Source organism: Actinoplanes sp. NBRC 101535 (assembly GCF_030269225.1).
In the GTDB taxonomy this organism is placed as follows: domain Bacteria; phylum Actinomycetota; class Actinomycetes; order Mycobacteriales; family Micromonosporaceae; genus Actinoplanes; species Actinoplanes rectilineatus.
Map to the genome: position 1 here is coordinate 49294 of NZ_BSSY01000021.1, position 26987 is coordinate 76280.

Below are 26987 nucleotides of genomic sequence, written 5' to 3' on the forward strand. Positions count from 1 at the left end.
CCCGTCCGACGTATCGTCGGATCCCGTCGAAGTAAACTAAGTTGACTTCGGCGCGGAATGCCGCGTGACCTGCAGAAAGGCTCTCGACATGGCGAACACCTCCCGGCCGCTCACCGCGGCCTCCACCGTCGGCGAATGGCTTGACCACCCGGAGGGCGGCGCCGCGCTGCGCGAGGCCCTCGGCCAGGGCGGCGGCTTCGACGCGTCGTCGCTCACCCCCGCCCGCGGTCTCCCCCTGCAGCAGCTCGTCGCCCTCAGCCAGGGCCGCGTCCCGCAGGAACTGGTCGACAGCCTGGTCCTGCAGGTCAACGGCGGCGTCGTGCCCTCCTCCGCCGAGGAGAGCGGCACCTGGCAGGAACAGATCACCCCCGGACGCTTCGCCGGCAAGACGGTGATCGTCACCGGCGCCGCATCGGGCATCGGCCGGGCCACCGCCTCCCGCATCGTCCGCGAGGGCGGCCGGGTGATCGCCGTCGACATCACCACCACCTCGGCGCCTGCCGACTCTCCGGCGCCGGCGGCGGCCTCCCCGTCGCTGGTGCCGGTCGTCGCCGACATCACCAAGGCCGACGACATCGCCCGGATCGTCGAGGCCGCCGGCGACCGGATCGACGGCCTGGCCAACATCGCCGGCATCGTCGACGACTTCAGCCCGGCCCACGAGACCACCGACGCCATGTGGGCCAAGGTCTTCGCGGTCAACGTCGACGGCGTCTTCCAGCTGACCCGGGCGGTCCTCCCGGCGATGCTCGAGGCCGGCCGCGGCGCGATCGTCAACGTGGCCTCCGAGGCGGCCCTGCGCGGCAACGCGGCCGGCGTCGCCTACACCGCGTCCAAGCACGCCGTCGTCGGCATCACCAAGAACACCGCTTTCATGTACGGCAACCGCGGCATCCGCACCAACGCGGTGGCGCCCGGCGGGGTGGCCACCGGAATGCAGCAGCCGCCGAACGCCAGCGCGTACGGCCAGGAACGCACCGGCCCGCACCTGCGCCTGATCCCCGGGGTGGCACTCGCCGAGCACCTCGCCGCATCGATCACGTTCCTGCTCAGCGACGACGGCGTCAACCTCAACGGTGTGGTGCTGCCGTCCGACGGCGGCTGGTCCGTCCAGTGACTCAGGCGCTCAGGGCCTGCTGCAACAACGCACCGTAACGTTTCACCAGCTCACCAGGGTCGGTGGCGAGCAGCGGCTCGTCGCCGACCACCCACAGCGCATAGAGCAGACCGCCGACGACCGACGCCGCGAGCCGTGCCCGCAGGTCGGCGTCCGGGCCGGTGAGCCGTGCCCGGACCGGCCCCACGAACGTCCGCTCGTGGATCTGCTGCAACCGTGACTTGATCTGCTCCTCGTTGCTGCCCCGCACCAGCGCCAGATAGACACCCCGGATGTCGTCGTCGGCGAGCAGCACCTCGACGAAGCGCTCCCCGAACCGCTCGAGCGGCACGTCGAGCAACGGCTCGTCGTCGATGCTCAGATGCATCGTCTCCAGGAACAGCAGCTCCTTGGTGCCGAAATGCCGGATCACCAGGGCCGGATTGATCGCCGCCTGCGCCGCGATGTCCCGCACCGAGGTCCGCGCGAAGCCGCGTTCCCGGAAGAGGCGGGTCGCCGCCACCCGGATCTCCTCGCGGGTCGCCTCGCCCGTCCGCCTGGCCATTCCCCGATCGTAGGCCGCGTCGCGTCCCGCCAGGTCACCGGCGTCACGGTAACGCTCTGCGGCCCCCGTGCACCGCAGTCTGCACTCCAGCGGTCCCCGAGGGGCCATAACCCGGGCTGGTTCCTCCGAACAGCCGATAGGCACCCGTCCTGGGTGCTCAGCTATGCGGGTCAGCCGCATCCAGCCGACCAACTCTCGCCAGACATCTGGCCTCCCAGAAATCTGTCCAGCTAGCAGCTAGAAAGGCATGACATGCGCAAGACGACACGGAAGATGACCGTCACGGGCCTAGGTGTGCTCGCGGTCGCCGCGCTGGGAGCGGGGCCCGCACAGGCGCTCGCCGGTACCCAACCGGAACGGGCGGCCGCCGTGCCCGCAGCCACCATCGATCCGTCGACGGGCGCATCCGTCGACCCGAATGCCACCGTCGACCCGAACGCGTCGGCCAACCCCACTGTCAGCGTGGCAGGCGCCACGGCGACCCCGGTCGCCACCGGCGCACCCAGCGTCACACCCAGCAAGTGGGTGGAGCCGGGCGTCACGCCGCCGACCTGGTCGCCGCCCACGCCCACGCCGCCGATCACCACGCCGCCGGCTCCGGCCACCTCGGCGCCGCCCGGACCGTACGACCCGACCGCCACCCCGTCGGGCGCCTCCACGGCGACGGCAGCGGCGACCGCAACGGCAGCGGCGACGCCGGCCAACCCGTCCGCTCCGGTCACCCCGGCCACGACGGCGGCCACCCCGGCGCTGCCCGGCACCGGTGTGCCGTCGGCTCCGTCGGTGGCTCCCACCACGGTGCCGTTCGTCGGCGGCCGGATGGCCGCGGCGACGATCCCGCCGCTGCCCACCCTGGCACCGACGCTGCCGGCGCTGCCGACCATCGCGCCGACACTGCCGGCGCTGCCCACCGTTGCTCCGACCCTGCCGGCCCTTCCGACGCTGGCACCGACCCTGCCGCCGCTCCCCACGGTCCCGGCCATGGCCCGCGTGGCGACCACCGTGACGCCGACCGCGCCGACCACGCCGGCCATCCCGCCGACCATCCCGCCGGACTCGGTGTTCCCGACCATCCAGGTGGCGCCCACGACGCTGCCGCCGAAGCCCACCCTGGCCGCCACCACCCTGCCGGCGGTCTCGAAGGAACCGACGGTTCCTCCGCTGAACATTCCCACGGTCCAGCCGGCCTCCGGCGCGGCCACCCCCATCCCGACTGACACGGCCACCGACCCGGTGATCGCGCCGACGCCGGCCCTGCCATCGTCGGTCATTCCGAACCCGCTGCCGACCCTGGCCAACCCGAACACCCTCCCGCCGGTGGTCGCGACGCCCGCCCCGGTCGGTGGCATCGTCCCGGCTGTCCCGGTGAACCCGACTCTCCTGAACAAGTCGATCTGACCAGGATGCCGACGCGTGGCCCGGGAGGTTCTCCCGGGTCACCGTCGTATCCTCCTCAGCCGCCGGCCATCGCTCCGACCACCAGGAACGGCTCCTCACCGGTGACCACCCGGTCCGGCAGCGGCGCGTCCGGCGACTCGTTGGACAGGTCCTCCTCGCAGGCGAAGAACCGCACCAGCGGCCGCCGCTGACCGGTCCGCCGATCACGCATCGTGCCGCGCAGCATCGGGTACCGCTCCTCCACCGCGTCCAGCACGCCGCGCTGGGTGACCGTCCCGGCCACCTCCACCTGGACCTCCCGGCCCGTCGCGGCGAGGGTCCGCAGGTGAGGTGGGAGCACCACCCGGATCACGGGATCACCTGGACTTCCACCGAGAGCACCGCGGGCAGGTCCCGGACGATCGCCCGCCAACTGTCGCCGCTGTCCGCGGACGCGTACACCTGGCCTCCGCTGGTGCCGAAGTAGACGCCGCACTCGTCGAGGGTGTCCACCGCCATCGCGTCGCGCAGCACGTTGACGTAGCAGTCCTGCTGCGGCAGGCCCGCGGTCAGCGGCTCCCACTCGCCGCCGCCGGTCCGGCTGCGGTAGACCCGCAGTCTGCCGTCCATCACCCAGTGCTGGTGGTCGCTGGTGATCGGGACGACGTAGACCGTCTCGGGCTCGTGGGCGTGCACCGCGACCGGGAAGCCGAAGTCGGTGGGCAGGTCACCGCTGATCTCGCGCCACTGCCCGCCGGCGTCGTCGGTCCGCATCACGTCCCAGTGCTTCTGCATGAACAGGGTGTCCGGGCGGGACGGGTGCATGGCCAGCCGGTGCACGCAGTGGCCGACCTCGGCGTCCGGGTCGGGGATGCCCTCGGACACCAGACCCCGGTTGATCGGCGTCCAGGTGACGCCGGCGTCGTCGCTGCGGAACGCACCCGCCGCGGAGATCGCCGCGTACATCCGTGCGGGGTCGGTGGGGTGCAACAGGATGGTGTGCAGGCAGAGGCCGCCGGCGCCGGGCGCCCAGCCGGGCGCCGTGGCGTGCGTCCGCAGCCCGGTCATCTCCACCCATTTCTGGCCGCCGTCGGTGGACTTGAACAGGGCGGCGTCCTCGGCGCCGGCCCACACCGTGTCCGGGTCGGTCCGGGACGGTTCCAGGTGCCAGATGCGCTTGAACTCCCAGGGCCGGGGCGTCCCGTCGTACCAGAGGTGTTCGCCGACGCCGCCGTCGTAGGTGAAGTCGTGGTCGACCTGCCGCCAGGTCCTGCCGCCGTCGTCGGAACGCTGGATCAGCTGGCCGAACCAGCCGCCGGACGCCGACGCCCAGAGCCGGTCCGGGTCGGCCGGCGACCCGTTGACGTGGTAGACCTCCCAGCCGCCGAAGTGCGGGCCGCTCACCGCCCAGTCCCGGCGCCGGGCGTCCGAGGTCAGCACGAACGCGCCCTTGCGGGTGCCCACCAGCAGTCGAACTCCAGTCATCACTGCATCGTGGTACGGATCCGCGCCCCCGGGGAAGGCCCGAACCCATGTTCGACCGATAGGGGACACTCAGCCCGCGAGGGCGCGGGCCATCTCGGCCTGTTCGGCGAGGACGTCGTTCATCCGGGCCTGGACCGCGTCCATCTTGCCGATCGTCTCGCTGGTGGTGTGGATGCCGGCGGCCACCGTCTCGGTGCTGGCCTGGATGCCGGCGATCTGGTCGGCGACCTTCTGGGTGGCCTCGGCGGTCTCCCGGGCCAGTTCCTTGACCTCGCCGGCGACGACGGCGAAGCCCTTGCCGGACTCGCCGGCCCGGGCCGCCTCGATGGTGGCGTTCAGGGCCAGCAGGTTGGTCTGCTCGGCGATCGACGAAATGATCTTGATGACGTCGCCGATCGCGGTGGACGCCTGGCCCAGCGCCGCCACCTCGGCGGTCATCGCCGACGCCCGCGACACCGCCTGCTCGGCCACCGAGGTCGCGTCGCCGCTGGCCGACCGCAGACGCTCCACGGTGTCCAGCAGCGCCCGCGCGTTCTCCGCGGCCCGCTCGGCGGCCCGCAGCACCTCGAGACGCTGGGACACCAGTTGCTGCACGTTGCGCAGCGCGGCGGCCCGCGACTCGGACAGGTCGATGTACTCGGTGGTGAAGAAGTCCATCGTGCCGACGATGTGCCCGTTGCTCGAGATCGGGAAGCAGGCGCCGGACCGGACCCCGGCCCGCTGCGCGGCGGGCACCCGCACGCAGTCGGTCACCTCGGCCAGGTCCTTCACGAACACCAGGTCCCGGCTGCGCCAGGCCCGCCCGGACAGGCCGACGCCCTCGGCGAAGGTGGCGGCCAGGGTGACCCGCCGGAACTCGTCACCGGCCGACCCGGACTCGATCTCGAACTTGAGGACGTTGTCCGACGGGTCGATCTCCCAGTACGACCCGTACGCCCACCCGAACGCGGTCCGCACACTGTCCAGGGCGACCCGGATCGCGCTCTGAATGTCGTGGGCGGTGCCCAGCTTGGTGACGACCGTGGTGACCGCCAGCCGGTCGTCGGCCACCTGCCGCATCTCGGCGGCCGCGATGGCACTCGTCCGGGCCTGCTCGGCGATCCGGGCGATGGACGCCCACTTCTCGGTCCGCGGCCCGTCCAGATAGAGCGGCTCGGGGCTGAAGTACTCGAAGACGGCGAGCACCTCGCCGCGCTTGTTCACCACCGGAAGGGTGATCGCGGCGTGCAGCCCGGCCCGGTCAGCGGCCTGGCAGCGCAGGCAGTCGTGGCAGTCCGCGGCGGAGGCGGCGTACACCGGGGTCTTCTGCCGGAACGCCCGGCCGACCAGTCCCGCATCCGAGGGCACCGGACGGCCGGCGATCACCGCCTGCATCTGCGGGGTGATCGCGCCGGTCTCGTATTCGACCTCCAGCAGTCCCGGACCGGCCGCCACCCAGACCGCGCCGTAGCCGAACTGGTACGACTTCACCATGCTGTCGACGGTGATCCGCCAGGCACTGGCCTCGTCAGTCGCCCGTTCCAGAGCCAGCACGAGGCTCTCCAGCGACTCGACGTCACGGGGCACCGGCCGGGAGGACTCCGGCAGCTCAGGCCGGGAACCGAATAACCGCACATCCGACCCATCGGCATCCCGCGCGCCCGATGTAGCGGGAAGCGGGATCAAGCGGGAGGCCAGGGCACCCACGACGCGTTGTCCAGCGGCGGCTGGCGCAGTTCCAGCTCGCGCAGCATGATCCCCTCGCGCAGCCCCCACGGGCAGATCCACACCGACTCCACGCCGAGACGGCGCATCACCTCGTACGCCACGATCGCCCCGGCCAGGATCTGTCTGGCCCGGTGTTCGGAGATCCCCGGGTAACGGGACCGGTGTTCGCTGGGGATCCCGGCGAGCTTGCGGATCCACGGTTTCAGGGCGTGTGCCCGCAGCAGCCGCGGGACGAACGGCCCCTGCCGCAGCGGGGCCGCGCCGGTGAGCCGGGCCAGCTGCTGGAACGTCTTGGAGGCGGCCACCGAGGTCTGCGGCGCCTCCCAGGAGGTCCGGGCGGCGACCTGGTGGAACTGTTCCCGGACGTGGCGGCGCAGGCGGCGCACCGAGCGGGCCGACGGCGGGTCGCCGTCGAGGAGTTCCCGGGTGAGACGGCCGGCGCCGAGCGGCAGCGACATCGCCGACTCGGGCAGCCGGTCGCGGCCGAACGCCACCTCGAGGCAGCCGCCGCCGATGTCGAGCATCAGCATCGGCCCGGCCTGCCAGCCCAGCCAGCGCCGGGCGGCCAGGAAGGTGAGCTGGGCGTCCTCGACACCGGACAGGGTGCCCAGGCGGATGCCGGTCGCCTCCTGCACCCGGTCGAGCACCCAGTCGCAGTTGGGCGCGTCCCGGACCACCGCCGTGGTGTACGCGAACAGCCGGTCCACCTTCGCCGCCTCCGCGTCGGCGGCCGCCCGCCGCACCGCGGTGATCATCCGGCGCAGGCCGTCCTCGCTGATCGCCCCGTCGGGTTCGAGACGCTGGCCCAGCCGGGGCCGGCCCTCCCAGGTGTGCACCGGGAGGGGCAGCCCGGAGTCGGCCGTCGTCACCACCAGGTTGACCGTGTTGGATCCGACGTCGAGCACGCCGAGCCGTACGGCCTGACGGCTTGCCGCGGTCTGCGAGAAGGAACTGTCGATCATGGGCGGAATCGGTATCCCATTCCAGGTTCGGTGAGCAGATGCTCGGGACGGGCCGGGTCGGTCTCCAGTTTGCGGCGCAGACGCGCCATGTACTGGCGGAGGTAATTGGTCTCACGTGAATACTGCGGCCCCCACACGTCGTGCAGGAGTTCCCGCTGGGTGACCAGTTTGCCGGGATGCCGGACCAGGTGTTCCAGGAGCTGCCATTCGGTGGGGGTGAGCCGGACGCCGTCGCTGACCGTCCGGGACGCCAGGTCGACGGTGAACCCGCCGATGCGGACCTCCGGCGAGGACTCCTCCGGGGTCTGCACGCGGCGGGTGACCGCGCGGATCCGGGCGAGCAGCTCGTCGACGCCGAACGGCTTGGTCACGTAGTCGTCGGCACCGGCGTCCAGCGCCTCCACCTTGTCCGAGCTGCCGGCCCGCCCGGAGAGCACGATGATCGGCACGCTGGTCCAGCCGCGCAGGCCGCCGATCACCTCGGCGCCCTCCATGTCCGGCAGCCCCAGGTCGAGGACGACCAGGTCGGGGTGGTGGTGGGCGGCCAGGTGCAGAGCGGACGCGCCGTCGGCGGCGGTGTCCACCTCGTACCCGCGGGCCTTGAGGTTGATCCGCAGTGCCCGCACGATCTGGGGTTCGTCGTCGACGACCAGGATCCGGGTCATGCCCCACCGGCCGGCAAAGAAATGATCATGGTGAGTCCGCCTCCGGGCGTCTCGTCGGGAGTGAGGGTGCCGCCCATCGCCTCGGTCAGCCCCCGGGACAGCGCGAGGCCGAGACCGACGCCGGTGTGGTTGTCCCGGTCGCCGAGCCGCTGGAACGGCAGGAACACGTCGTCGCGGCGGTCGGCGGGGATGCCCGGCCCGTGGTCGATGATCCGCAGTTCGACGGTGCCGCCGAGCCGGCTCCCGGTGATCATCGGTGGGCGGTCCGGCGGACTGTGCCGCAGCGCGTTCGCGATCAGGTTCACCAGCACCCGTTCCAGCAGGCCCGGGTCGGTGCGCAGCATCGGGAGGTCCTCCGGGACGCGCACCGTCACGGTCCGGCCCTGCGGACCGAGATCCTCCAGTGCCCGGGGTACGACGTCCTCCGCCCCGATGTCGATCATGGTGACGCCGAGGACCCCCGCCTGCAGCCGGCTCATGTCCAGCAGGTTGGCGACCAGCCGGTCCAGACGGTCCAGCGACTCGTCCGCGGTGGCCAGCAGCTCCTCCCGGTCGGCCTCGTCGAACTGCACCTCGGTCGAGCGCAGGCTCGCCACCGACGCCTTCGCCGACGCCAGCGGCGTACGCAGATCATGGGAGACGGCCGCGAGCAACGCCGTGCGCAACCGGTCCGCCTCCGCGAGCGGCTCGGCCCGGGCCGCCTCGGCGGCCAGGCGCTCCTGGCGCAGCGCCACCGCCGCCTGCGCCGCGAACGCCTCCACGATCCGCCGGTCGGACGCCGGCAGCGTGTGTCCCCACAGCAGCATGCTCAGCGAGGCGTCCACCCGGACCGCGACGTCCGCGTCCGCGGCCGTCGCCGGGGGCACGCCCACCGCGACCGTGATCGTCCCGTCCTCGCGCAGCGCCACCGCTGTCAGCGCGAAGGTCTCCCGCAGCCGGTCGAGCAGCGCGATCAGCGGGCGCTCGCCGCGCAGCACCCCACCGGCCACCGCCGCCAGGGTCTGCGCCTCGGCGGACGCCTGCGCGGCCTGCCGGGTCCGCCGGGCCGCGATGTCCACGACGCCGCTGACCGCGACCGCCACCAGCACGAACGTGGCCAGGGCGACCAGGTTGTGCCCCTCGGCGATGGCGAAAGCGCTGAACGGCGGGGTGAAGAACCAGTTCAGCAGCAGCGAGCCGAGAACCGCGGCGAGCAGGGCCGGCCACAGTCCGCCGATCAGCGCCACCCCGACCACCGCGACCAGGAACAGCAGGATGTCGTTGATCAGCGGATGGTCGGCGATGCCGGCCAGGGTCAGCGTGAGCAGCGGCAACCCGGCCAGGACGGTCCCGAACCCGGCGATCCGGCGTCCCCGGGACAGCGCCGGCGGCCGGCGGTCGCTGCGCGGGCGGCGTCCGGTCAGCTCGTGGCCGACCAGATGCACGTCGATCGAGCCGGACCGGGCCGCGGTGGTGACGCCGACTCCCGCGGTGAGCAGCTGGGCGAACCGGCCCCGGCGGGAAGCGCCGAGCACCACCTGGGTGGCGTTGACCCCACGGGCGAACTCCAGCAGCGCCCGGGGCACGTCGCCGCCGGACACCTGGTGCCAGGAGCCGTCCAGGCTCTCCAGCAGCACCCGCTGCCGGGCCAGCACGGCGGTGTCCGCCCCGGCCAGGCCGTCGCTGCGGGTGACGTGCACGCCGAGCAGGTCGGCGCCCCGGCCACGGGCGGCGATCCGGGCGGCCCGGCGGATCAGCGCCTCGCCCTCGGGACCGCCGGCCAGCGCGACGACGACGCGTTCCCGGGTCTCCCAGGTGGCGTCGATGTCGTGGTCGGTGCGGTACCGGTCGAGTTGCTCGTCGACCTGGTCGGCGAGCCAGAGCAGGGCGAGTTCCCGCAGTGCGGTGAGGTTGCCGGCCCGGAAGTAGTTGCTCAGCGCCGCGTCGATCTTCTCCGGCCGGTAGACGTTGCCGTGCGCCATCCGCCGACGCAGCGCCTCCGGTGTCATGTCGACCAGCTCGACCTGCCCGGCGGCGCGGACCACCGCGTCCGGCACGGTCTCCCGCTGCTCGACTCCCGTGATCCGGGTGACCACGTCGTGCAGCGACTCCAGATGCTGCACGTTCACCGTGGTGAGCACGCTGATCCCGGCGTCCAGCAGAACTTCGACGTCCTGGTGCCGTTTGGCGTGCCCGGCGCCGGGCACATTGGTGTGGGCGAGTTCGTCGACCACGGCGAGTTCCGGCCGGCGCGCAAGAACGGCGTCGAGGTCCATCTCGGTGAAGACCCCGCCGCGATACGCGAGATCGCGGCGGGGCACCACCTCGAGATCCCCGATCATCGCGGCGGTCTGCTCCCGCCCGTGTGTCTCCACCACGGCCACGACCACGTCGGTGCCGCGCTCGGCGCGCCGGGCGGCCTCCTCGAGCATCGCGTACGTCTTCCCGACGCCGGGCGCCGCCCCCAGGTAGATCCGTAACTCGCCGCGCATGGCTGTGAACCTACGCGGCGTGCTCAGATCTCGATGTGCGAGCCCATGATCACGGTGCGGTTCCGGGGCAGGCCGAAGTGTTCGGCCGCGTCCGCCGTCAGGTACGACGTCGCGATGAACAGCCGTTTGCGCCACGCCGCCATGGTCGGGGCGTCGCCGCGCCGCAGGTCGATCTTGGACAGGTAGAACGAGGCCCGGTCCAGGCCCAGGTGACCCTCGGTGTCCTGGTCGTCGAGGCCGCGCAGCGCCGGGATCAGCGCCGGGGTCTCGGCGTACCCGAACCGGGCCGTGACGTGCACGATCCCGTCGTCGCCGAAGCCCAGCCCGTCGACCTCCATCCGCTCCTCGTCGGCGATCCGCGGCACCGGTTCGAACCGGATCGAGATGATCAGGATGTGCTCGTGGCGGACGTGGTTGTGCTCCACGTTCGCCCGCAGGGCCAGCGGCGCGGCCTCCTTGTTGCGGTTCAGGAAGACCGCGGTGCCGGGTACGCAGACGGTCGCCGCGGTGTTCTCCTGCATCTCGGCGATGAAGTCGCGCAGCGAGCCCTCCATCCGGCGGCGCTGCGCGGTGACGATGTCCCGGCCGGTCTGCCAGGTCTTCATCACGGTGAACGCGACGAGCCCGATCAGCAGCGGCAGCCAGGCGCCGTGCACCAGCTTGGTGAGGTTGGCCGCCACGAACAGCAGATCGACGGTGAGCAGCACGGCCGCGCCGACCCCGAGCAGCCACAGCGGCGTGTTCCACCGGGTCCGCGCCACCACGAAGAACAGCGTGGTGGTGATGGTGATCGTGCCGGTGACCGCCATGCCGAAGGCGTACGCCAGCGCCGCCGACGACCGGAACGCGAACACCAGCGTGAGCACCGAGAGCAGCAGCATCCAGTTGATCCACGGCACGTAGATCTGCCCGATGGAGGAGTCCGAGGTGTGGATGATCCGCAGCCGCGGCAGGTAGCCGAGCTGGGCCGCCTGGGACGTCACCGAGTACGCCCCGGTGATCACCGCCTGAGAGGCGATCACGGTGGCCGCGGTGGCCAGCAGCACCAGCGGCAGCCGGGACCACGCCGGGGCGAGCAGGAAGAACGGGCTGCTGATGTTGGCGTGGTCCTCGAGGATCAGGGCGCCCTGGCCGAGATAGCTGAGCACGCAGGCGGGCAGCACCAGCAGCAGCCAGCCGCGGGCGATGGCCTGCCGGCCGAAGTGCCCCATGTCGGCGTAGAGCGCCTCGGCGCCGGTGACCGCCAACACGATCGCCGCCAGCGCGAAGAACGCGATGTCGAAGTGCCCGGCCAGGAAACCGACCGCGTAGGTGGGCGAGAGCGCCCAGAGAATCGCCGGGTGCTGGGCGATACCGGACAGGCCCAGACCGCCGATCACCAGGAACCAGGTGATCGTGATCGGTCCGAAGATCTTCCCGACCGCGGCCGTGCCCCGCCGTTGCGCCAGGAAGAGCGCGATGATGATGCCCGCGGTGATCGGCACCACCAGGCTGCCCAGCGACGGCTGGACGACCTTGAGCCCCTCGACGGCGGACAGCACCGAGATAGCCGGGGTGATCATGCTGTCGCCGAAGAACAGGGCGGCGCCGAACAGCCCGACCGCGGCCAGGAAGGCCGCCTTGCGCGGCTCGATCTTCTTGCCGGCCCGGCGCAGCAGCGTGATCAGGGCCATGATGCCGCCCTCGCCGTCGTTGTCGACACGCAACGCCAGCAGCACGTAGGTCACCGTCACGACGATCATCACGGACCAGAAGATCAGCGAGACGACGCCGTAGACGTTCGCGGTGGAGACCGGCACCGGATGCGGATCCTCCGGATTGAAGACGGTCTGCAACGTGTAGATGGGGCTGGTGCCGATGTCGCCGAAGACCACACCGAGCGCCCCGACGACCACAGCCAGGCGGGGTCCGTCCGCGGTCTCCGTCCGGGTCACCGGGCCACCGTACCGCCTTATTACGGGAGCAAAGGGAACATTTGCCGGTCATGTGCGGGGATCCTGCGAGCCGGCCTCACGTAACGCCGTACGCAACCGGTCCGCCTCGCCGGCCAGCCGCTGCTGACGCAACGCCACCGCCGCCTGCGCCGCGAACGCCTCCACGATCCGCCGGTCGGAGGCCTCCAGGGTGCGGCCCTTCAACAGCATCCGCAGGTCGCCGTCGCCCTTGACCTCGACGTCGGCCTCGGCGGACCGTTCACAGGGCGTCCCCACCGCGGCGACCACCACGCCGCCCTCCAACAGGGTGACCGTCTCCAGCCCGAACGTCTCGCGCAGCCGTTCGAGCAGCGCCATCAGCGGACGCTCGCCGCGCAGGACGCTGCCGGCCACCGTGGCCAGCGTCTGCGCGTCCGCGGCGGCCTGCGCGGCCTGCCGGGTGGTGCGGGCCGCGGTGTCCACCACCCAGCTCACCGCGACCGCCACCAGCACGAAGATCGCCAGAGCGAGCAGGTTGCTCCCCTCGGCGATGGTGAACCGGCCGGCCGGCGGGGTGAAGAACCAGTTCAGCAGCAGCGAACCGAGAACCGCGGCGACCAGCGCCGGCCACAGCCCGCCGACCAGCGCCACCCCGACCACCGCGACCAGGAACAGCAGGATGTCGTCGATCAGCGGCAGGGCAGGGCCGAGCGCCAGCACCGCGGTGAGCAGCGGCAGGCCGAGCACCGCGAGGAGGAACCCGGCGATCCGGCGGCCCCGGGACAGCGCCGGCGGCAGCGGCCCGCGGGACCGGCCACGCCCGGCACGCTCGTGGGTGACCAGGTGCACGTCGATCGTGCCGGACCGGGCGATCGTGGTGACGCCGACGCCCGCGCTGAGCAGCTGCGCGAACCGGCCCCGGCGGGAGGCGCCCAGCACCACCTGGGTGGCGTTGACCCCGCCGGCGAACTCCAGCAACGCCCGCGGCACGTCGGTCCCGACCACCTGGTGGTAGGTCCCGCCCAGGCTCTCCACCAGGACCCGCTGCCGGGCCAGCGCGGCCGGGTCCGCGCCGGCCAGCCCGTCGTTGCGGGCCACATGCACCGCCATCAGGTCGGCGCCCTTGGTCCGGGCGGCGATCCGGGCCGCCCGGCGGATCAGCGTGTCGCCCTCCCGGCCACCGGTGAGCGCCACCACCACCCGTTCCCGGGTCTCCCAGGTGGCGTCGATGTCGTGATCGGCGCGGTACTGGTCGAGCTGGTCGTCGACCTTGTCCGCCAACCAGAGCAACGCCAGCTCCCGCAGCGCGGTGAGGTTCCCCGCCCGGAAATAGTTGCCCAACGCCGCATCGATCTTCTCCGGCTGATAGACGTTGCCGTGCGCCATCCGCCGCCGCAACGCCTCCGGCGTCATGTCGACCAACTCGACCTGACCCGCAGCCCGCACCACCGCATCCGGCACGGTCTCCCGCTGCTCGACACCGGTGATCCGGGCGACCACGTCGTTCAACGACTCCAGATGCTGCACGTTCACCGTGCTCAGCACACTGATCCCGGCCTCCAGCAGGACCTCGACGTCCTGCCAGCGCTTCGCGTTCCGGCTGCCCGGCACGTTGGTGTGCGCCAGCTCGTCGACGATCGCCAGCTCCGGGCGCCGGGCCAGTACCGCGTCCAGGTCCATCTCGGTGAACGCCGCGCCGCGATAGGTCACCTCGCGGCGCGGGATCACCTCCAGTCCGTCGAGCATGGCGGCGGTGTGCCGGCGGCCGTGCGTCTCCACCACGGCCACGACCACGTCGGTGCCGCGCTCGGCACGCCGGTGGGCCTCCTCGAGCATCGTGTACGTCTTCCCGACGCCCGGCGCCGCTCCGAGGTGGATCCGCAGTTCCCCACGGCCGCGAGGCATCCCGGTTACCTGCCGTCCAGGGCCAGGTTGAGGGCGAGCACGTTGACGCCGGGTTCGCCCATGAAGCCCAGGGCCCGGCCGTCGGTGTGCTCGCTGATCAACTCCCGGACGCGTTCCGGGTCCAGGCCGCGTTCCCGGGCCACCCGGGCCACCTGCAACGCGGCGTACGCCGGGCTGATGTGCGGGTCGAGTCCACTGCCCGAGGCGGTGACCGCGTCCGCCGGGACAGCGGGCTCGGCCGGTGCGTCACCACGGATCGGTGTGATCACCGCGCCGGTGGTGTCGGCGGGTCCCGGCTCGACCGGGACGCCCTGGTAGGTGGCGAGGAAGGCCGGGCCGTTCACCGCGACCGCCCGGGTGACCGGCCCGGTCAGACCGTCCCGGTGGAAGACGGCCAGGACCGCACCGACACCGTCCGCGGTGCAGTAGGGCCGGCTGCCGTCGACGCCCTCGAGCCGTCCGACGGCCAGGCTGCGGGTGCAGACCTGGGTGAGCAGGCTCGGCGCGTCCGGCGCGTCGATCACGCTCTCCGGGCCGAGGTTGCTCGCCGCGGTGGAGGTCGGGTCGTAGCCGTCCCCCGCCGCCGACGGGCGGCTCTGGAAGTACTTCGAATCATCCCCGAACGATTGTCCGATCAGAAGCGGGTTGCCCGATCTCTCGGAGATTCCGGGCAGCTTGGCCACGCCGACGAACACCAGGGGGTAGGCGAGACCGAGCAGGACGGTGAAGACGAGCAGCGCCCGCAGCGCCGCCAGGTGGTGGGCGAGCCAGGAGGGAAGACGCATGTGGATCAGATCCCGGGGATGAGCTGGACGAACAGGTCGATGAGCTTGATGCCGAGGAAGGGCGCGACGACGCCGCCCAGTCCGTAGATCAGCAGGTTGCGGCTGAGCAGCTTGCTCGCCGACGACGGCCGGTACCGCACCCCGCGCAGCGCCAGCGGGATCAGCACCACGATGACCAGCGCGTTGAAGACGACCGCGGAGAGGATCGCCGAGCCCGGCGAGTGCAGCCGCATGATGTTGAGGGTGTCCAGGCCGGGGTAGACCGCCGCGAACATGGCCGGGATGATCGCGAAGTACTTGGCGATGTCGTTCGCGATGGAGAACGTCGTCAGCGCCCCGCGGGTGATCAGCAACTGCTTGCCGATCTCCACGATCTCGATCAGCTTGGTCGGGTCGGAGTCGAGGTCGACCATGTTGCCGGCCTCCTTCGCGGCCGACGTGCCGGTGTTCATCGCGACGCCGACGTCCGCCTGGGCCAGCGCCGGCGCATCGTTGGTGCCGTCGCCGGTCATCGCGACCAGCCGCCCGCCCCGCTGCTCCTTGCGGATGTAGGCGAGTTTGTCCTCCGGCGTCGCCTCGGCCAGGAAGTCGTCGACCCCGGCCTCCTCGGCGATGGCCGCCGCGGTCCGCGGGTTGTCGCCGGTGATCATCACGGTGCGGATGCCCATCCGGCGCATCTCGTCGAACCGGGCGCGCATGCCCGGCTTGACCACGTCCTTCAGGTGGATGACCCCCAAGAGCCGGTCGCTGTCGGCCACTACCAGTGGTGTTCCCCCTTCGGAGCTGATCCGGTCGACGATCTCGTCGATCGCCACGTCCGGCTTCCCGGCCCAGCGCATCACCGCGGTCGCCGCGCCCTTGCGGATCTGACGGTCGCCGATGTCCACCCCGCTCATCCGGGTCTGCGCGGTGAACGGCACGAACGTCGCGCCACGCATCGGGCCCTGCTCACCGCCGGCCAGGGCCACGATCGACCGGCCCTCCGGCGTCTCGTCCGCCAGGCTCGCCAGTCGCGCGGCGCCGGCGAGATCCTCGAGATCAACACCCTTCGCGGGTACGAACGCGGTGGCCTGCCGATCGCCGACGGTGATCGTGCCCGTCTTGTCCAGCAGCAGGGTGCTCACATCGCCGGCCGCCTCCACCGCGCGCCCGCTCATCGCGAGGACGTTGCGCTGGACCAGCCGGTCCATGCCGGCGATGCCGATCGCCGAGAGCAGCGCGCCGATGGTGGTCGGGATCAGGCACACCAGCAGCGACACCAGCACGATCCCGGTGACGCCGTGCGCGTCGATCGCCGCGGTGTCCGGCGCCGCCGTCTGGTACGCCTTCGCGAAGATCGCCAGTGGCTGCAGGGTGACCACGGCCAGCAGGAAGATCAGGGTGAGCGCCGCGAGCAGGATGTTCAGGGCGATCTCGTTCGGCGTCTTCTGCCGGTTCGCGCCCTCGACCAGGGCGATCATCCGGTCCACGAAGCTCTCGCCGGGCTTCTGGGTGATCCGGACGACGATCCGGTCGGAGAGCACCTTGGTGCCGCCGGTGACCGCCGACCGGTCGCCGCCGGACTCCCGGATCACCGGGGCCGACTCGCCGGTGATCGCCGACTCGTCGACGCTGGCGATGCCCTCGACGACGTCACCGTCGCCGGGGATGATCTGCCCCGCCTCGACGATCACGATGTCGCCGAGGGTCAGCTGGGACGCCGGAAGCTCCCGGCCGTCCCGCAGGTACGCGACGGTGTCCTGCTTGACCGCCCGCAGCGCGGCGGCCTGCGCCTTGCCACGGCCCTCGGCGACCGCCTCGGCCAGGTTGGCGAAGAGCACGGTGAGCCACAGCCAGACGGTGATCGTCCAGGCCAGCACACTCGGGTCGGCGATCGACAGCACGGTGGTGAAGACCGCGCCGACCTCGACGATGAACATCACCGGATTGCGCCACATCACGCGCGGGTCGAGCTTGCGCAGCGCATCCGGCAACGAGGAACGGAACTGGCGGGGATCGATCAGGCCCGGTTTCACCGCGGGCTCCTTCTCCAGAACGGCGGTCATGAGAGTCCCTCCGCGAGGGGGCCGAGAGCGAGCGCGGGCAGGAAGGTGAGCGCGACCAGCACGATCGTCACGCCGGCGACCATGCCGACGAACAGCGGGCGGTGCGTGGGCAGGGTGCCCGCCGACTCGGGGACCGGGCGCTGGGCGGCCAGCGAACCGGCCAGGGCCAGCACCAGGATCAGCGGCAGGAAGCGGCCGAACAACATCGCCAGGCCGAGTGCGGTGTCCCACCACGGGGTGTTCACGGTGATGCCGGCGAAGGCCGAGCCGTTGTTGTTGGCCGCGCTGGTGAAGGCGTACAGCACCTCGGACAGCGCGTGCGGGCCGGTGTTGAGGGCGGTCGCGGCGTTGCCGGTGGCGAAGGCTGCGGCCGTCCCGGCGAGCACGAGGGCCGGGGTGACCAGGAAGTACAGCGACGCCAGCTTCATCTGCCGGGCGCCGATCTTCTTACCGAGATATTCCGGGGTACGCCCGACCATCAGGCCGGCCACGAAGACCGTGATCACGGCGAGGATCAGCATGCCGTACAGGCCGGAGCCGACGCCGCCGGGCGCGACCTCGCCGAGCATCATGTTGAGCATCGGCATCATGCCGCCCAGCGCCGTGTACGAGTCGTGGAACGAGTTGACCGCGCCGGTGGAGGTGAGGGTCGTGATCGCCGCGAAGACGGCGGAGTTCGTCACCCCGTACCGTGTCTCCTTGCCCTCCATGGCCGTGCCGACCGCCTCCGGGACCGTGCCCGCGCCGTGGATCTCGAAGGCGACCGTCAGGGCGATGCTGCCGACGGCGAGCAGGGCCATCACGGCGGCGATGGCGTACCCCTGCCGGTTCTGGCCGACCATCCGGCCGAACAGCCGGGGCATGCTGAACGGGATCAGCAGAATCAGGAAGAGCTGCACCCAGTTCGTCCAGGTGGTCGGGTTCTCGAACGGGTGCGCCGAGTTGGCGTTGTAGAAGCCGCCGCCGTTGGTGCCCAGCTCCTTGATGGCCTCCTGTGAGGCGACCGGCCCGCCGGTGATGTGCTGCGTGCCGCCGGTCAGCGTGGTCACGTCGGTGCCGCCGGACAGGTTCTGCACCACACCGCCGACCATGAACACCAGCGTGGCCACGGCGCAGACCGGCAGCAGCACCCGCAGCGTGATCCGGGTCAGGTCCACCCAGAAGTTGCCGAGAGTGCCGGCTTCCCGGGCGGCGAACCCGCGGACCAGGGCGACCGCGACCGCGATGCCGACCGCCGCCGAGACGAAGTTCTGCACGGCCAGGCCGGCCATCTGCGCGAGATGACCCATCGTGGACTCGCCGGAGTACGCCTGCCAGTTCGTGTTGGTCACGAAACTGACCGCGGTGTTCCAGGCGATGTGGCTGTCCACAGCCGGCATGCCCAGCGACAGCCAGAGCCGGTCCTGCACGCGCAGCAGCAGATAGAGGACGAGGAGCGAGACGGCGGAGAAGGCGAGCACCGACCGGGCGTAGACACCCCAGCTCTGACCGGCGCCGGCGTCCACCCCGACCAGGCGGTAGACACCCCGCTCCACGGCGGAGTGCCGGGTGCCGGTCACCACCCGGTACAGGTGGTCACCGAACGGCTTGTACACCGCGACGATCGCGGCGGCCAGCGACAGCACGAACAACCAGCCGGCCATCAGAACTTCTCCGGGAACAGCAGGGCGGCCACCAGCAGCACGGTCAGGGCGAGCGCCAGCACCAGGCCGGCGGCGTTGACGATGCTCATCAGCGTTCGGCCGCCCGGACCAGCACGGTGAACGCCGCGAACAGCGCCACCGTGAGCACGACGAACAACAGGTCAGCCACTTCGGGACTCCTCGGTGAGGGGTTGTGCGGTTACCCGACAACCTCACCCCGCCGAGGAGCCCACCGGACAGGGCTGTTCACGCCCCGCAGACGCGTCCCGCCCGGATATTGACGCCCTGTTGACGCCGCTGTGGCGCCGGTAACTACGGCCTGTCGCGGAAGTGGCTCCACCCCGCGTAGCCCAGGATCATGGCGATCGGGGTGATCACCAGGTGCGGGCGCCCGTCGCTCACCCCGGAGGCGAGCAGCAACAGGCTGACCACCACCGCAGCGGTGATCTTCCAGCGGCCTGCCATCAGCCGGGTGACCGCGCGGACCATCCGCGACCCGGCAGAGGGCCGGGGCGGCGGTTGCGGGACGGTCCCCGGGTCCCGGGCCGGCAGGTCGATCCGCACCCCGGCGGGCACGGCCGCGTCGATCTCCGCGAGGAGCGCGGCCGGACGGCCGAGGAGGGTGGGCTCGACCGGCACCGTGATGCCGTCCCGGCCGACCAGCCGACGGCCGCCGTCCGGCCAGACCAGCAGGGCCACACAGTCGGCGTACCGGACGGTGGCCGTGTCCGCGCCGTCGACCAGGCTGATCCCCTCGGACCCGGCCACCAGCCGACGGCCCTCGGCGCCGGCGATCGGCAGGTCCCGGCCGTGCACCGCGGCGAACGACGTCGTCGGTGCCGCCGCGTACGACGCCCACTCCCCCGTCGTGCCGGGTGGGACCATCAACAGGCCCGCCTCGTACGCCGTGGTGGCGACCGCGGCGACATCCGCGACGGTCAGCTCCCGGGCGGCGGCGAGCAGGTCGCCGGCCCGTTCGACCGGATGCCCGGTGAGCACCCGGAACGCCTGGTGTGCCAGCCGGGCGCCGCGCTGCTCGGCCCGCAGCGTCCCGTCGCACCACAGGCTCACCACGGTGGACAGTTCGGCCTGGTCCGGGTTGTTCCAGCGGATCGCGGCCAGCACGTCGACGAACCCGCCGAGCAGCGCGCCGGACTGCTCCGGGACGGCGTCGGCGGTGGCCGTGACGAGTACCCGGCCGTCCGCCCGGGGTTCGTACGCGGTGGTGACCGACGCCGACAGCCCGGCCTCGTGCCGCAGTTCGCGGGTCAACCGCCGGCCGAGCAGCGCGGTGAACACGGCCGCGGCCGGGCCCTCGGGCAACTCGGTGTCCCAGGCCACCATGCCGGGAACGCCGGTGAACCAGGCGGGCCGGACCGGCAGCGCGGACGGGACCGGCGGGGCGGGCTGCCGGTCGCCCGCGGGCAGGTCCAGGCGCAGACCGGCCGGGACGTCACCGCCGGCGATCCAGAGCACCGCGTTGCCCCGGGTGAAGTAACGTGCCGTCCAGGCCCGCAGGTCGTCCGGGGTGAGCGCGGACAGGCCCCACTCCGGATAGCCGGGGGTCCCGTGGGCCGTCGCGCCGTGCCGCCACATCCGCATGCCGTGGGTGGCGCCGCGGCCCCGCGTCGACGCCTCGGTCCGCAGGATGTCCTTCTCCACGGTCAGGCGTTCCATCGGCAGGTCCCGCAGCGAGGCGCAGACCCCGGTGAGGAACGCGGCCACCTCGTCCGGGGTGCCCTGCAGGTGGAAGGCGGTGTGCTCGGCCCCGGTCTCCCCGTTGTAGTGGTGGTCGGCCACCCCGGTCCGGAACAGCGCCAGGTGCTCGACCAGGTGGGTGATGCCGCGCCGGGACAGCGGCTCGTCGGCCTGCCCGACCCGGAAGACCAGGCCGGCTCGCATCGGGCCCTCCCCCGGGCCGAGCAGCACCGGCACCCCGTCGACCTCCCGCCGCTCGATCACCGGTCCGGCCGTCATCGGGTGGCCGCCGCGTGCGCGAGAGCCCGGCTGCGGTGCCGGCGGATGGTGGCGGTGACCGGGCCGACCGCGTACTCCCAGGGCATCGCCGAGGCGAACGAGCCCAGTTCGGTGAAGGCGCGGGCCGCGGCGGGACGGTCCCCGGCCAGGCTGAACGCCATGGCGAAGGTGGACAGGGTCCGCACCCAGCCGGGTTCCCTGGCGAAATCGGGATGCCACACCGACCGGTCCGCCGCCGCGGTCAGCTCCTCGCGTACCTCCGCACCACGCAGGTAGTCACCGGCCGCGTCGCCGCGGGCGTCCTTGAGGTCGAGCCAGCGTTCCAGGTGGACCATCGGGATCAGCATCCCGGTCGGGCTCCCCGCCGGCGCCGCCGCGGTGGCCTCCCGGGCGAACGCGTACGCCTGCTCCCAGGTGCCGCCCCACTTCGGGCAGAGCGACTGCAGCAGCTGGTACTGCCCGGGCAGGTGGTGCGGGGCGACCGCGGCCAGGCGGGCGTACCGGCGGCGGACCTCGGGCAGGCCGAGCTGCAGTCCCCGGGCGGTGATCAGGCGCTGCGTCCACACCGTCGCGTCGCCGGGAGCCCGGGCGGCCGTCTCGACCAGCAGCCGCTCGGCCTTGACCAGCCACCGGTGGAACATCGCGTACCCCTGCTCGGTGACGTGTTCCGCGGTGGCGGCGCTGCGGGCCTCCCAGGCACGCCACACCTGGTGGGCGGCGAGCATGACCGCCGCCGTGTGATCGTCCGGGTCGGCGACGAGGACGCCGGCCAGGAACTCGCCGCCGCCGGTGCGTTCCGCCCCGGTGGCGATCAGCCACGACCGGGCGCCCGGGCTCGGCTGGGTGAGGACCGCCCGGCAGGCCGGCCAGTCCTGCCGGGCGAGCGCCGCCGCCAGGGCGGCCGACTCCGGATGGATGTCCGCCGGAGCGAGGACGAGTGAGTCGGAAGACATGGACGGGAATCCTAGTTAGAAGATCAACTAGCTCGCTGCCCCGTTTTCCGGGTCCGGTCAGCCTCGGAAGTAGTGGCCGGCGGCCAGGTCCTCCAGCAGCGTGGGGTGGGTGGGCTTCCAGCCGTAGCGCTCCCGGGTGATCGCGTTGCTGACGGGCAGATCGGCGCCGAAGAACCGGCCCATCCAGCCGAAGTGCTCCATCGCCAGGCCGGCCGGGATCGACTCCACCGGGAGCCCGAGGCCATCGCCGATCGCGGTGGCGATCTCGCGGGTGGTGACCTCCTCGGCGACGGCGTGCAGCACGGTGCCGGCCGGGGCGTCCTCGATCGCGTGCCGGACCACCACGGCGGCGTCCTTCACGTGCACGCCGGACCAGCGGTTGGCGCCGTCACCGATGTACGCCGCGACGCCCTTCTCCCGGGCGATGCCGGTCAGGACCGCGACGAAGCCGTGGTCGCCGTCCCCGTGCACGGTCGGCGCGAAGCGGACCACCGAGGTGCGCACGCCGTGCGCCGCGTGGTCGAGCACCGCCTTGGCGTTGACCATGCGCGGGTGCCCGCCGGCCTCCGGGACGTCCTCCTCGGTGGCGGGACGGCCCTCGACCACGCCGAGCACGCCGGACGCGATGGTGAACGGCTTGCCGGTGCCGGCCAGCACACCGGCGACCGCGTCGATCACCGCGCGGTCGGTCTGTGCCGCCTCGGCCATCCGGGAGAAGTCGTGGTTGTAGCCCAGGTGCACGACGGCGTCGGCCGCGTCCGCGGCGGCGCGCAGGCCGTCGATGTCGTCCAGGTCGCCGCGGCGCACCTCGGCGCCGAGGGCGGCGACCCGGTCGGCGGCGGCGTCCGACCGGGCCAGGCCGAGCACCTGGTGACCGGTGCCGAGCAGTTCGGTGACGACGGCGGAGCCGATCCAGCCGCTGGCGCCGGTGACGAAGACCCGCATGGGAACCTCCAGGAGAACTGATGTCACATTCTGACATGACTACCGTAGCACCCCGGATGTCATAATGTGACATCACTAGGATCGTCGGCATGGCACGCTGGGAACCCGACGCCGCCGGCCGCCTGCGCGAGGCGGCGATGCAGCTCTACGTCGAACGGGGCTTCGACCAGACCACGGTCGCCGACATCGCCGAGCGGGCCGGGGTCACCTCCCGCACGTTCTTCCGGCACTTCACCGACAAGCGCGAGGTGCTGTTCAACGGCACCGACCTGCTGCGGACCGGCATCGCCGAGGCACTCGCCGGCGCCCCCGCGGACACGTCACCGATCGCGACGGTGGCGCTCGCCCTGGAGTCCACGACCGGCTTCGTGGGCCGCGACCACGCCCACTCGGTCCGCCGCCAGCGCATCATCGACGCCCACGCCGAACTGCGCGAACGCGAGCTGATCAAGATGGCCGACCTGGGCGCCGCCCTGGCCGCCGGCCTGCGCGAGCGGGGTGTGCCCGAACCGGACGCCACGCTGGCCGCCGAGACCGGCATCGTCGCCTTCCGGGTCGCCTTCGCGAGCTGGATCGCCGACCCGTCCCCGGGCCTGCTGTCGTTGATCAGGTCGACCCTGGCCCGGCTGACCGCACTGACCGCACTGACCGCATCCGGCCGGTCAGGCCAGGTGGAGGGCCGCCCATAGGGCGGTCACCCCGGCCGCCAGGCCCAGCGGGACGGTGATCGCGCCCAGGCGCAGGAACTCCGGGGTGCTCGGGGCGGCGTCGTGGGTGTGCAGGATGCGGCGCCACAGCAGGGTGGCCAGCGAGCCGACGTAGGTGAGGTTCGGGCCGACGTTGACGCCGATCAGCACCGCCAGCAGCAGGCCGGGTGAGTGGGCCACCGCCGGGAGCAGCACCAGCGTGGCCGGCAGGTTGTTCAGCAGGTTGGCCAGGACCGCGGCCAGCGCCGCCACCCCCAGCAGGCCGAGCAGGTCGGCGTGCCGCGGGACCAGGTCGTCGAGGAACGTGCCGAGGCCGGCGTCGCGGACCGCGAGCACCACCACACCGAGGGCCAGGACGAAGCCGCAGAACGCCGGGTTGAGCTCGAGGAGCAGGTCGCGCGGGCGGGTACGGCCGGACCGCAGCAGCGGCACGGCCAGGGCGAGGGCGCCGGCGGCGGCCACCCAGGCGGGCTCCACGCCGAGCGGCTGCAGGGCGGCGAACCCGGTCAGGGTGACGGCGAGGACGGTCAGGGCGTACCGGGGAGCGGGTCCGGGGTGTTCCGGTTCGCGGGTGGCCGGCTCGGCCAGGTCGGCGGCGAAGAACCACCGGAACACCAGGTACTCGACGGCGATCACGGCCAGCCAGGGCGCGGCCATCAGCGCGGCGAACCCGGCGAAGGTCAGGCCGCTGGCGGCGAAGGCCAGCAGGTTGGTCAGGTTGGAGACGGGCAGCAGCAGCGACGCCGAGTTGGCCAGGTGGTTGCAGGCGTACGCGTGCGGTTTCGGCCGGACCCCGGCACGGTGCGCGACGGCGAAGACGACCGGGGTGAGCAGCACGACGGTGGCGTCCAGGCTGAGGACGGCGGTGGTCACGGCGGCCGCGCCGAAGACCGCGCCGAGCAGGCGTTCCGGGCGTCCCTTACCGGTACGCGCCACGAGACCGCCGACGTAGCCGAACACCCCGTGGCCCTCGGCCGCGTACGCCAGGAGCAGCACGGCCGCGAGGAAGGCCACGGTCGGTGCGAGTTCGCGTACCTCCGCAAGGGCCGCCGCCGGAGTGACCAGACCGGCCCCCACCGCCAGCAACGCGGCCGGGACCGCGGCGGTGGCCTCGGGCAGACCGTAGGGCCGCGCGACCGCGAAGGCGAGCACCGCGCCCAGCAGCACGAGCGCGATGATCATGTGCACGTGCGCAGCGTAGAGGCTGCGCACGCGCACCGCTCGTCAGGGACTACGCCACCGGCTCCTCGGCGGGCAGCTCGGCCAGCGGCCGCAGGCGCAGGCGGGTGATCGCCCGGCCGGTGATCTCGACGACCTCGGCGGTGTGCCCGTCGATGGTCACCGTCTCGCCGGGCGTGGTCGGGATGTGCCCGAGCTGGGCCAGGACCAGGCCGGCCACGGTGGTGTAGTCGCCGGCGTTGTCCAGGTCCTCGATGTCGACGCCGATGTCCGGCAGGTCGTGGATCGGGAAGGTGCCCGGCAGCAGCATCGCGCCGTCCTCCTCGCGGATCACCGACTGCACGTCCCGGTCGGTCTCGTCGTAGATCTCGCCGACGACCTCCTCGACCAGGTCCTCCATCGTCACGATGCCGTCGATCGCGCCGCGCTCGTCCACCACCAGGGCGAACTGCTGCCGCTGGGACCGCAGTTGCCGCATCGCGTCGGACACCTTCAGCGTCTCCGGCAGGAACAGCGGGGTGAACATGTAGTCCTGGACCACGCCGCCGGCGCCGACCAGGTCCCGCAGGTGCACCACGCCGAGCACGTCGTCCAGCCCCATCGGGCCGGTCACCGGGGCGCGCGAGTGACCACCGTCGACCAGCGTGGTCAGGGCCTCACCCGCGGGTGTCCCGGCGGGCAGGATCAGCACGTCACGGCGCGGCACCAGGATCTCCCGCAGGATCCGGTCGGCGATCTCGAAGGCGCCGCTGATGATGGTGCGCTGCTCGGCGGTGAAGTCCTGCTGCTGGGCGACCATGTCGCGGATCTCCTCGGTGCTGACCTCCTCGCGGCCCGCGTCCGGGTCGCCGCCGGCCAGCCGGACCACCAGGTCGGTGGACTTGCCGAGCAGCCAGTTCACCGGGCGGGACATGGTGGCCAGCACGTCGAGCGGGCGGGCCACCAGCATCGCCCAGCCCTCGGCGCGCTGCATCGCGACCCGTTTGGGCGCCAGTTCGCCGACGACCAGGGTGAAGAAGGTCAGCAGGATGGTGACCAGCAGGATCGCCACCGGTTCGGCGGCGGTGCCGATCAGGTCCGCCAGCGGCTCGATCAGCGGCTGGGCCAGTGTGGTGGCCGCGGCGGCCGAGGCCAGGAAGCCGGCCAGGGTGATACCGATCTGGATGGTGGCCAGGAACCGGTTGGGGTCACGGGCCAGTTTGGCGAGTGTCCGGCCGGTGCGGGACTGCCGCTCCAGCCTCTGCAGCTGGCTCTCCCGCAACGAGATGAGAGCCATCTCGCTTCCGGAGAAAGCCGCGTTGAGCAGCACAAGCACGACGACTAGGACAACTTGCCAGCCATATCCGCCCACGGCGGACATCAACTCCTTCGCGTTCATAGATGCGAAGGACCAACGCTACCGGTCGGCTGTCTCCGCCTCCACCACGAAACACGAGCCGCGGGGGCTGCGTGCCTCGTGAAATACCTCACCGTGATTGGCCCGTGCCAGACTGCGAGCAACGTAGAGCCCCAGGCCCAGGCCCGGTCCCTTACCGCTGCGACCCTGCCGGTCGAACAGCCGGGGCCGGGATTCCTCGGGCACGCCGGGCCCCTCGTCCTCCACCGCCACCCGCACCGTACCGCCGGTTCGCATGATCCGCAGCGCGGTGGCGCCGCCGGCGTAGCGGGCCGCGTTGGAGACCAGGCTTGCCACGATCTGGTGCAGGTGACCGGGGTGGAACAGGACCCGCTCGTCCGAGCCGACCACCGGCACGTGCCCGTGCCCGGTGTTCTCCAGCGCCCGGCGGATCTCGTCGCGCAGCGGGACCTCCTGGCGGACCGCGTTGATGTTGCCCGCGTCGATGGCGACCATCGCCAGGGCCTCGCGGACGATGTCGTCGAGGCGCTGGGCCTGCCGGTCGATCGCGGCGACGGCCCGCTTGTGCGGGGAGGACGGCGGCAGCTCGCCGGCGAGCAGGTCGGCGTAGCCGAGGATGGCGGAGAGCGGGTTGCTGATCTCGTGACCGAGCATCCCGATGATGTCGAGCTTGAGCTGGTTGGCGGCTTCGAGTTCGATGTTGCGCTCGGCGAGGGCGGCCGCGGCCCGGTCCCGGGCGTGTTCCACGGCGAGGGCCGCGGTGACGTCGGTGTTGATCTCCAGGACCTGCGGGTCGGTCTCACCCTGCGGCTTGTGCACCACCTGCCGGCTGATCAGCGTCAACTCCCGGCCCTCGGCGCTGACGTGCTGCAGCAGACCGTCCCAGCGGCCGTCGGACTCCAGCGACTCGCGTTGCTCCCGGGCGGTGCCTCCGCCGATGAAGGTGGTGGCCAGCACGTCGTGTGAGATGCGGCCGCGGACCTCGTCCAGGGTCCGGCCGTACAGCCACGCGGCGCCGGCGTTCCACCAGCGGATCCGGCCGTCCATCTCGCGGACGATCACGCCGGCCGGGATCAGTTCCAGGAGGGTGGCCTGCTGGCGGACCCGGTCGGCGTTGGCGGTGAGCAGCTCCTCGGCGCGGCGGGCCATCCGCTCGGTCGCGGTCCGCTGCTCGCGCAGCCGCTGCAGCTCGGCACGCTCGCGTGCGCTGAGCTCCCCCACCTCGGTGTCGTGCACCCTCACCGCCGCTG

At 72.3% G+C, this 26987-nt stretch carries 21 protein-coding genes and 1 pseudogene; 3 read left to right on the forward strand and 19 right to left on the reverse strand.

Annotation, left to right across the window (positions count from 1 at the left end; translation table 11 throughout):
* Nucleotides 1-88 precede the first annotated feature (88 nt).
* Nucleotides 89-1117: an SDR family NAD(P)-dependent oxidoreductase gene (locus QSK32_RS38310; protein WP_285474691.1), complete on the forward strand. Its 1029-nt coding sequence runs from the start codon at nucleotides 89-91 to the stop codon at nucleotides 1115-1117.
* Nucleotide 1118: 1 nt separating this feature from the next.
* Here the strand turns inward: QSK32_RS38310 and QSK32_RS38315 are convergent, their stop codons facing one another.
* Complete coding sequence (locus QSK32_RS38315) at nucleotides 1119-1661, reverse strand: TetR/AcrR family transcriptional regulator (RefSeq protein ID WP_045745614.1); 543 nt, start codon at nucleotides 1659-1661, stop codon at nucleotides 1119-1121.
* A 252-nt stretch (nucleotides 1662-1913) separates the two neighbouring features.
* On the opposite strand from QSK32_RS38315, the gene QSK32_RS38320 reads away from it, so the two are divergent.
* Nucleotides 1914-3059, forward strand: coding sequence for a hypothetical protein (locus tag QSK32_RS38320; RefSeq protein ID WP_157411310.1), 1146 nt, complete (start codon nucleotides 1914-1916; stop codon nucleotides 3057-3059).
* A gap of 55 nt (nucleotides 3060-3114) precedes the next feature.
* On the opposite strand, the gene QSK32_RS38325 is transcribed toward QSK32_RS38320, so the two are convergent.
* From QSK32_RS38325 to QSK32_RS38395, 15 genes and pseudogenes are all read right to left on the reverse strand, one after another.
* Complete coding sequence (locus tag QSK32_RS38325) at nucleotides 3115-3402, reverse strand: MoaD/ThiS family protein (protein ID WP_285474692.1); 288 nt, start codon at nucleotides 3400-3402, stop codon at nucleotides 3115-3117.
* Between the two features lie 5 nt (nucleotides 3403-3407).
* Nucleotides 3408-4523 (reverse strand): WD40/YVTN/BNR-like repeat-containing protein, encoded by a 1116-nt coding sequence (locus QSK32_RS38330; protein WP_045745617.1) that lies wholly within the window; start codon nucleotides 4521-4523, stop codon nucleotides 3408-3410.
* A gap of 69 nt (nucleotides 4524-4592) precedes the next feature.
* Nucleotides 4593-6089, reverse strand: a complete 1497-nt coding sequence (locus QSK32_RS38335; protein WP_245674167.1) for a methyl-accepting chemotaxis protein — start codon at nucleotides 6087-6089, stop codon at nucleotides 4593-4595.
* Between the two features lie 95 nt (nucleotides 6090-6184).
* Nucleotides 6185-7192: a Ppx/GppA family phosphatase gene (locus QSK32_RS38340; protein ID WP_045745619.1), complete on the reverse strand. Its 1008-nt coding sequence runs from the start codon at nucleotides 7190-7192 to the stop codon at nucleotides 6185-6187.
* Complete coding sequence (locus QSK32_RS38345; RefSeq protein ID WP_045745620.1) at nucleotides 7189-7857, reverse strand: response regulator; 669 nt, start codon at nucleotides 7855-7857, stop codon at nucleotides 7189-7191. Before QSK32_RS38345 ends, QSK32_RS38340 begins: the two co-directional genes overlap by 4 nt.
* Nucleotides 7854-10328, reverse strand: coding sequence for a sensor histidine kinase (locus tag QSK32_RS38350; RefSeq protein ID WP_285474693.1), 2475 nt, complete (start codon nucleotides 10326-10328; stop codon nucleotides 7854-7856). Before QSK32_RS38350 ends, QSK32_RS38345 begins: the two co-directional genes overlap by 4 nt.
* 23 nt (nucleotides 10329-10351) lie before the next feature.
* Nucleotides 10352-12262, reverse strand: coding sequence for a potassium transporter Kup (locus QSK32_RS38355; protein ID WP_285474694.1), 1911 nt, complete (start codon nucleotides 12260-12262; stop codon nucleotides 10352-10354).
* 51 nt (nucleotides 12263-12313) lie between these two features.
* Nucleotides 12314-14146: pseudogene (locus QSK32_RS38360) on the reverse strand (sensor histidine kinase); the annotation flags it as partial.
* 5 nt (nucleotides 14147-14151) lie between these two features.
* Nucleotides 14152-14931 carry a potassium-transporting ATPase subunit C gene (locus tag QSK32_RS38365; protein ID WP_285474696.1) on the reverse strand — a complete coding sequence of 260 codons (780 nt, stop codon included), beginning with the start codon at nucleotides 14929-14931 and terminating at the stop codon, nucleotides 14152-14154.
* Between the two features lie 5 nt (nucleotides 14932-14936).
* Entirely contained in the window at nucleotides 14937-16976 is a 2040-nt protein-coding gene (kdpB, locus tag QSK32_RS38370; protein WP_285474697.1) for a potassium-transporting ATPase subunit KdpB, read from the reverse strand.
* Nucleotides 16973-18619, reverse strand: a complete 1647-nt coding sequence (kdpA, locus tag QSK32_RS38375) for a potassium-transporting ATPase subunit KdpA (protein ID WP_045745626.1) — start codon at nucleotides 18617-18619, stop codon at nucleotides 16973-16975. Before kdpA ends, kdpB begins: the two co-directional genes overlap by 4 nt.
* Nucleotides 18619-18708: a potassium-transporting ATPase subunit F gene (locus QSK32_RS38380; protein WP_045745627.1), complete on the reverse strand. Its 90-nt coding sequence runs from the start codon at nucleotides 18706-18708 to the stop codon at nucleotides 18619-18621. The genes kdpA and QSK32_RS38380 overlap by 1 nt, the downstream gene beginning before the upstream one ends.
* 223 nt (nucleotides 18709-18931) lie before the next feature.
* The gene (locus tag QSK32_RS38385) at nucleotides 18932-20596 is read right to left on the reverse strand and encodes a M16 family metallopeptidase (RefSeq protein WP_285474698.1); all 1665 of its coding nucleotides are present in this window, start codon (nucleotides 20594-20596) and stop codon (nucleotides 18932-18934) included.
* On the reverse strand, nucleotides 20593-21549 hold the full coding sequence (locus tag QSK32_RS38390; RefSeq protein ID WP_285474699.1) for a hypothetical protein: 957 nt from the start codon (nucleotides 21547-21549) through the stop codon (nucleotides 20593-20595). The genes QSK32_RS38385 and QSK32_RS38390 overlap by 4 nt, the downstream gene beginning before the upstream one ends.
* Nucleotides 21550-21606: 57 nt before the next feature.
* Nucleotides 21607-22494 carry an SDR family oxidoreductase gene (locus QSK32_RS38395; RefSeq protein ID WP_285474700.1) on the reverse strand — a complete coding sequence of 296 codons (888 nt, stop codon included), beginning with the start codon at nucleotides 22492-22494 and terminating at the stop codon, nucleotides 21607-21609.
* 89 nt (nucleotides 22495-22583) lie between these two features.
* Between QSK32_RS38395 and QSK32_RS38400 the strand changes: the two genes are divergently transcribed.
* Nucleotides 22584-23183, forward strand: coding sequence for a TetR/AcrR family transcriptional regulator (locus QSK32_RS38400; protein ID WP_285474701.1), 600 nt, complete (start codon nucleotides 22584-22586; stop codon nucleotides 23181-23183).
* Here the strand turns inward: QSK32_RS38400 and QSK32_RS38405 are convergent.
* Genes QSK32_RS38405 through QSK32_RS38415 form a run of 3 tightly spaced genes read right to left on the reverse strand, consistent with a single transcriptional unit; the run spans nucleotide 23157 to nucleotide 26979 of the window.
* The gene (locus QSK32_RS38405) at nucleotides 23157-24389 is read right to left on the reverse strand and encodes an SLC13 family permease (protein WP_353051011.1); all 1233 of its coding nucleotides are present in this window, start codon (nucleotides 24387-24389) and stop codon (nucleotides 23157-23159) included. The genes QSK32_RS38400 and QSK32_RS38405 overlap by 27 nt on opposite strands.
* 43 nt (nucleotides 24390-24432) lie before the next feature.
* Nucleotides 24433-25740, reverse strand: a complete 1308-nt coding sequence (locus QSK32_RS38410) for a hemolysin family protein (protein ID WP_045745648.1) — start codon at nucleotides 25738-25740, stop codon at nucleotides 24433-24435.
* A gap of 36 nt (nucleotides 25741-25776) precedes the next feature.
* The gene (locus QSK32_RS38415; RefSeq protein WP_157411311.1) at nucleotides 25777-26979 is read right to left on the reverse strand and encodes an ATP-binding protein; all 1203 of its coding nucleotides are present in this window, start codon (nucleotides 26977-26979) and stop codon (nucleotides 25777-25779) included.
* Nucleotides 26980-26987: the final 8 nt, after the last annotated feature.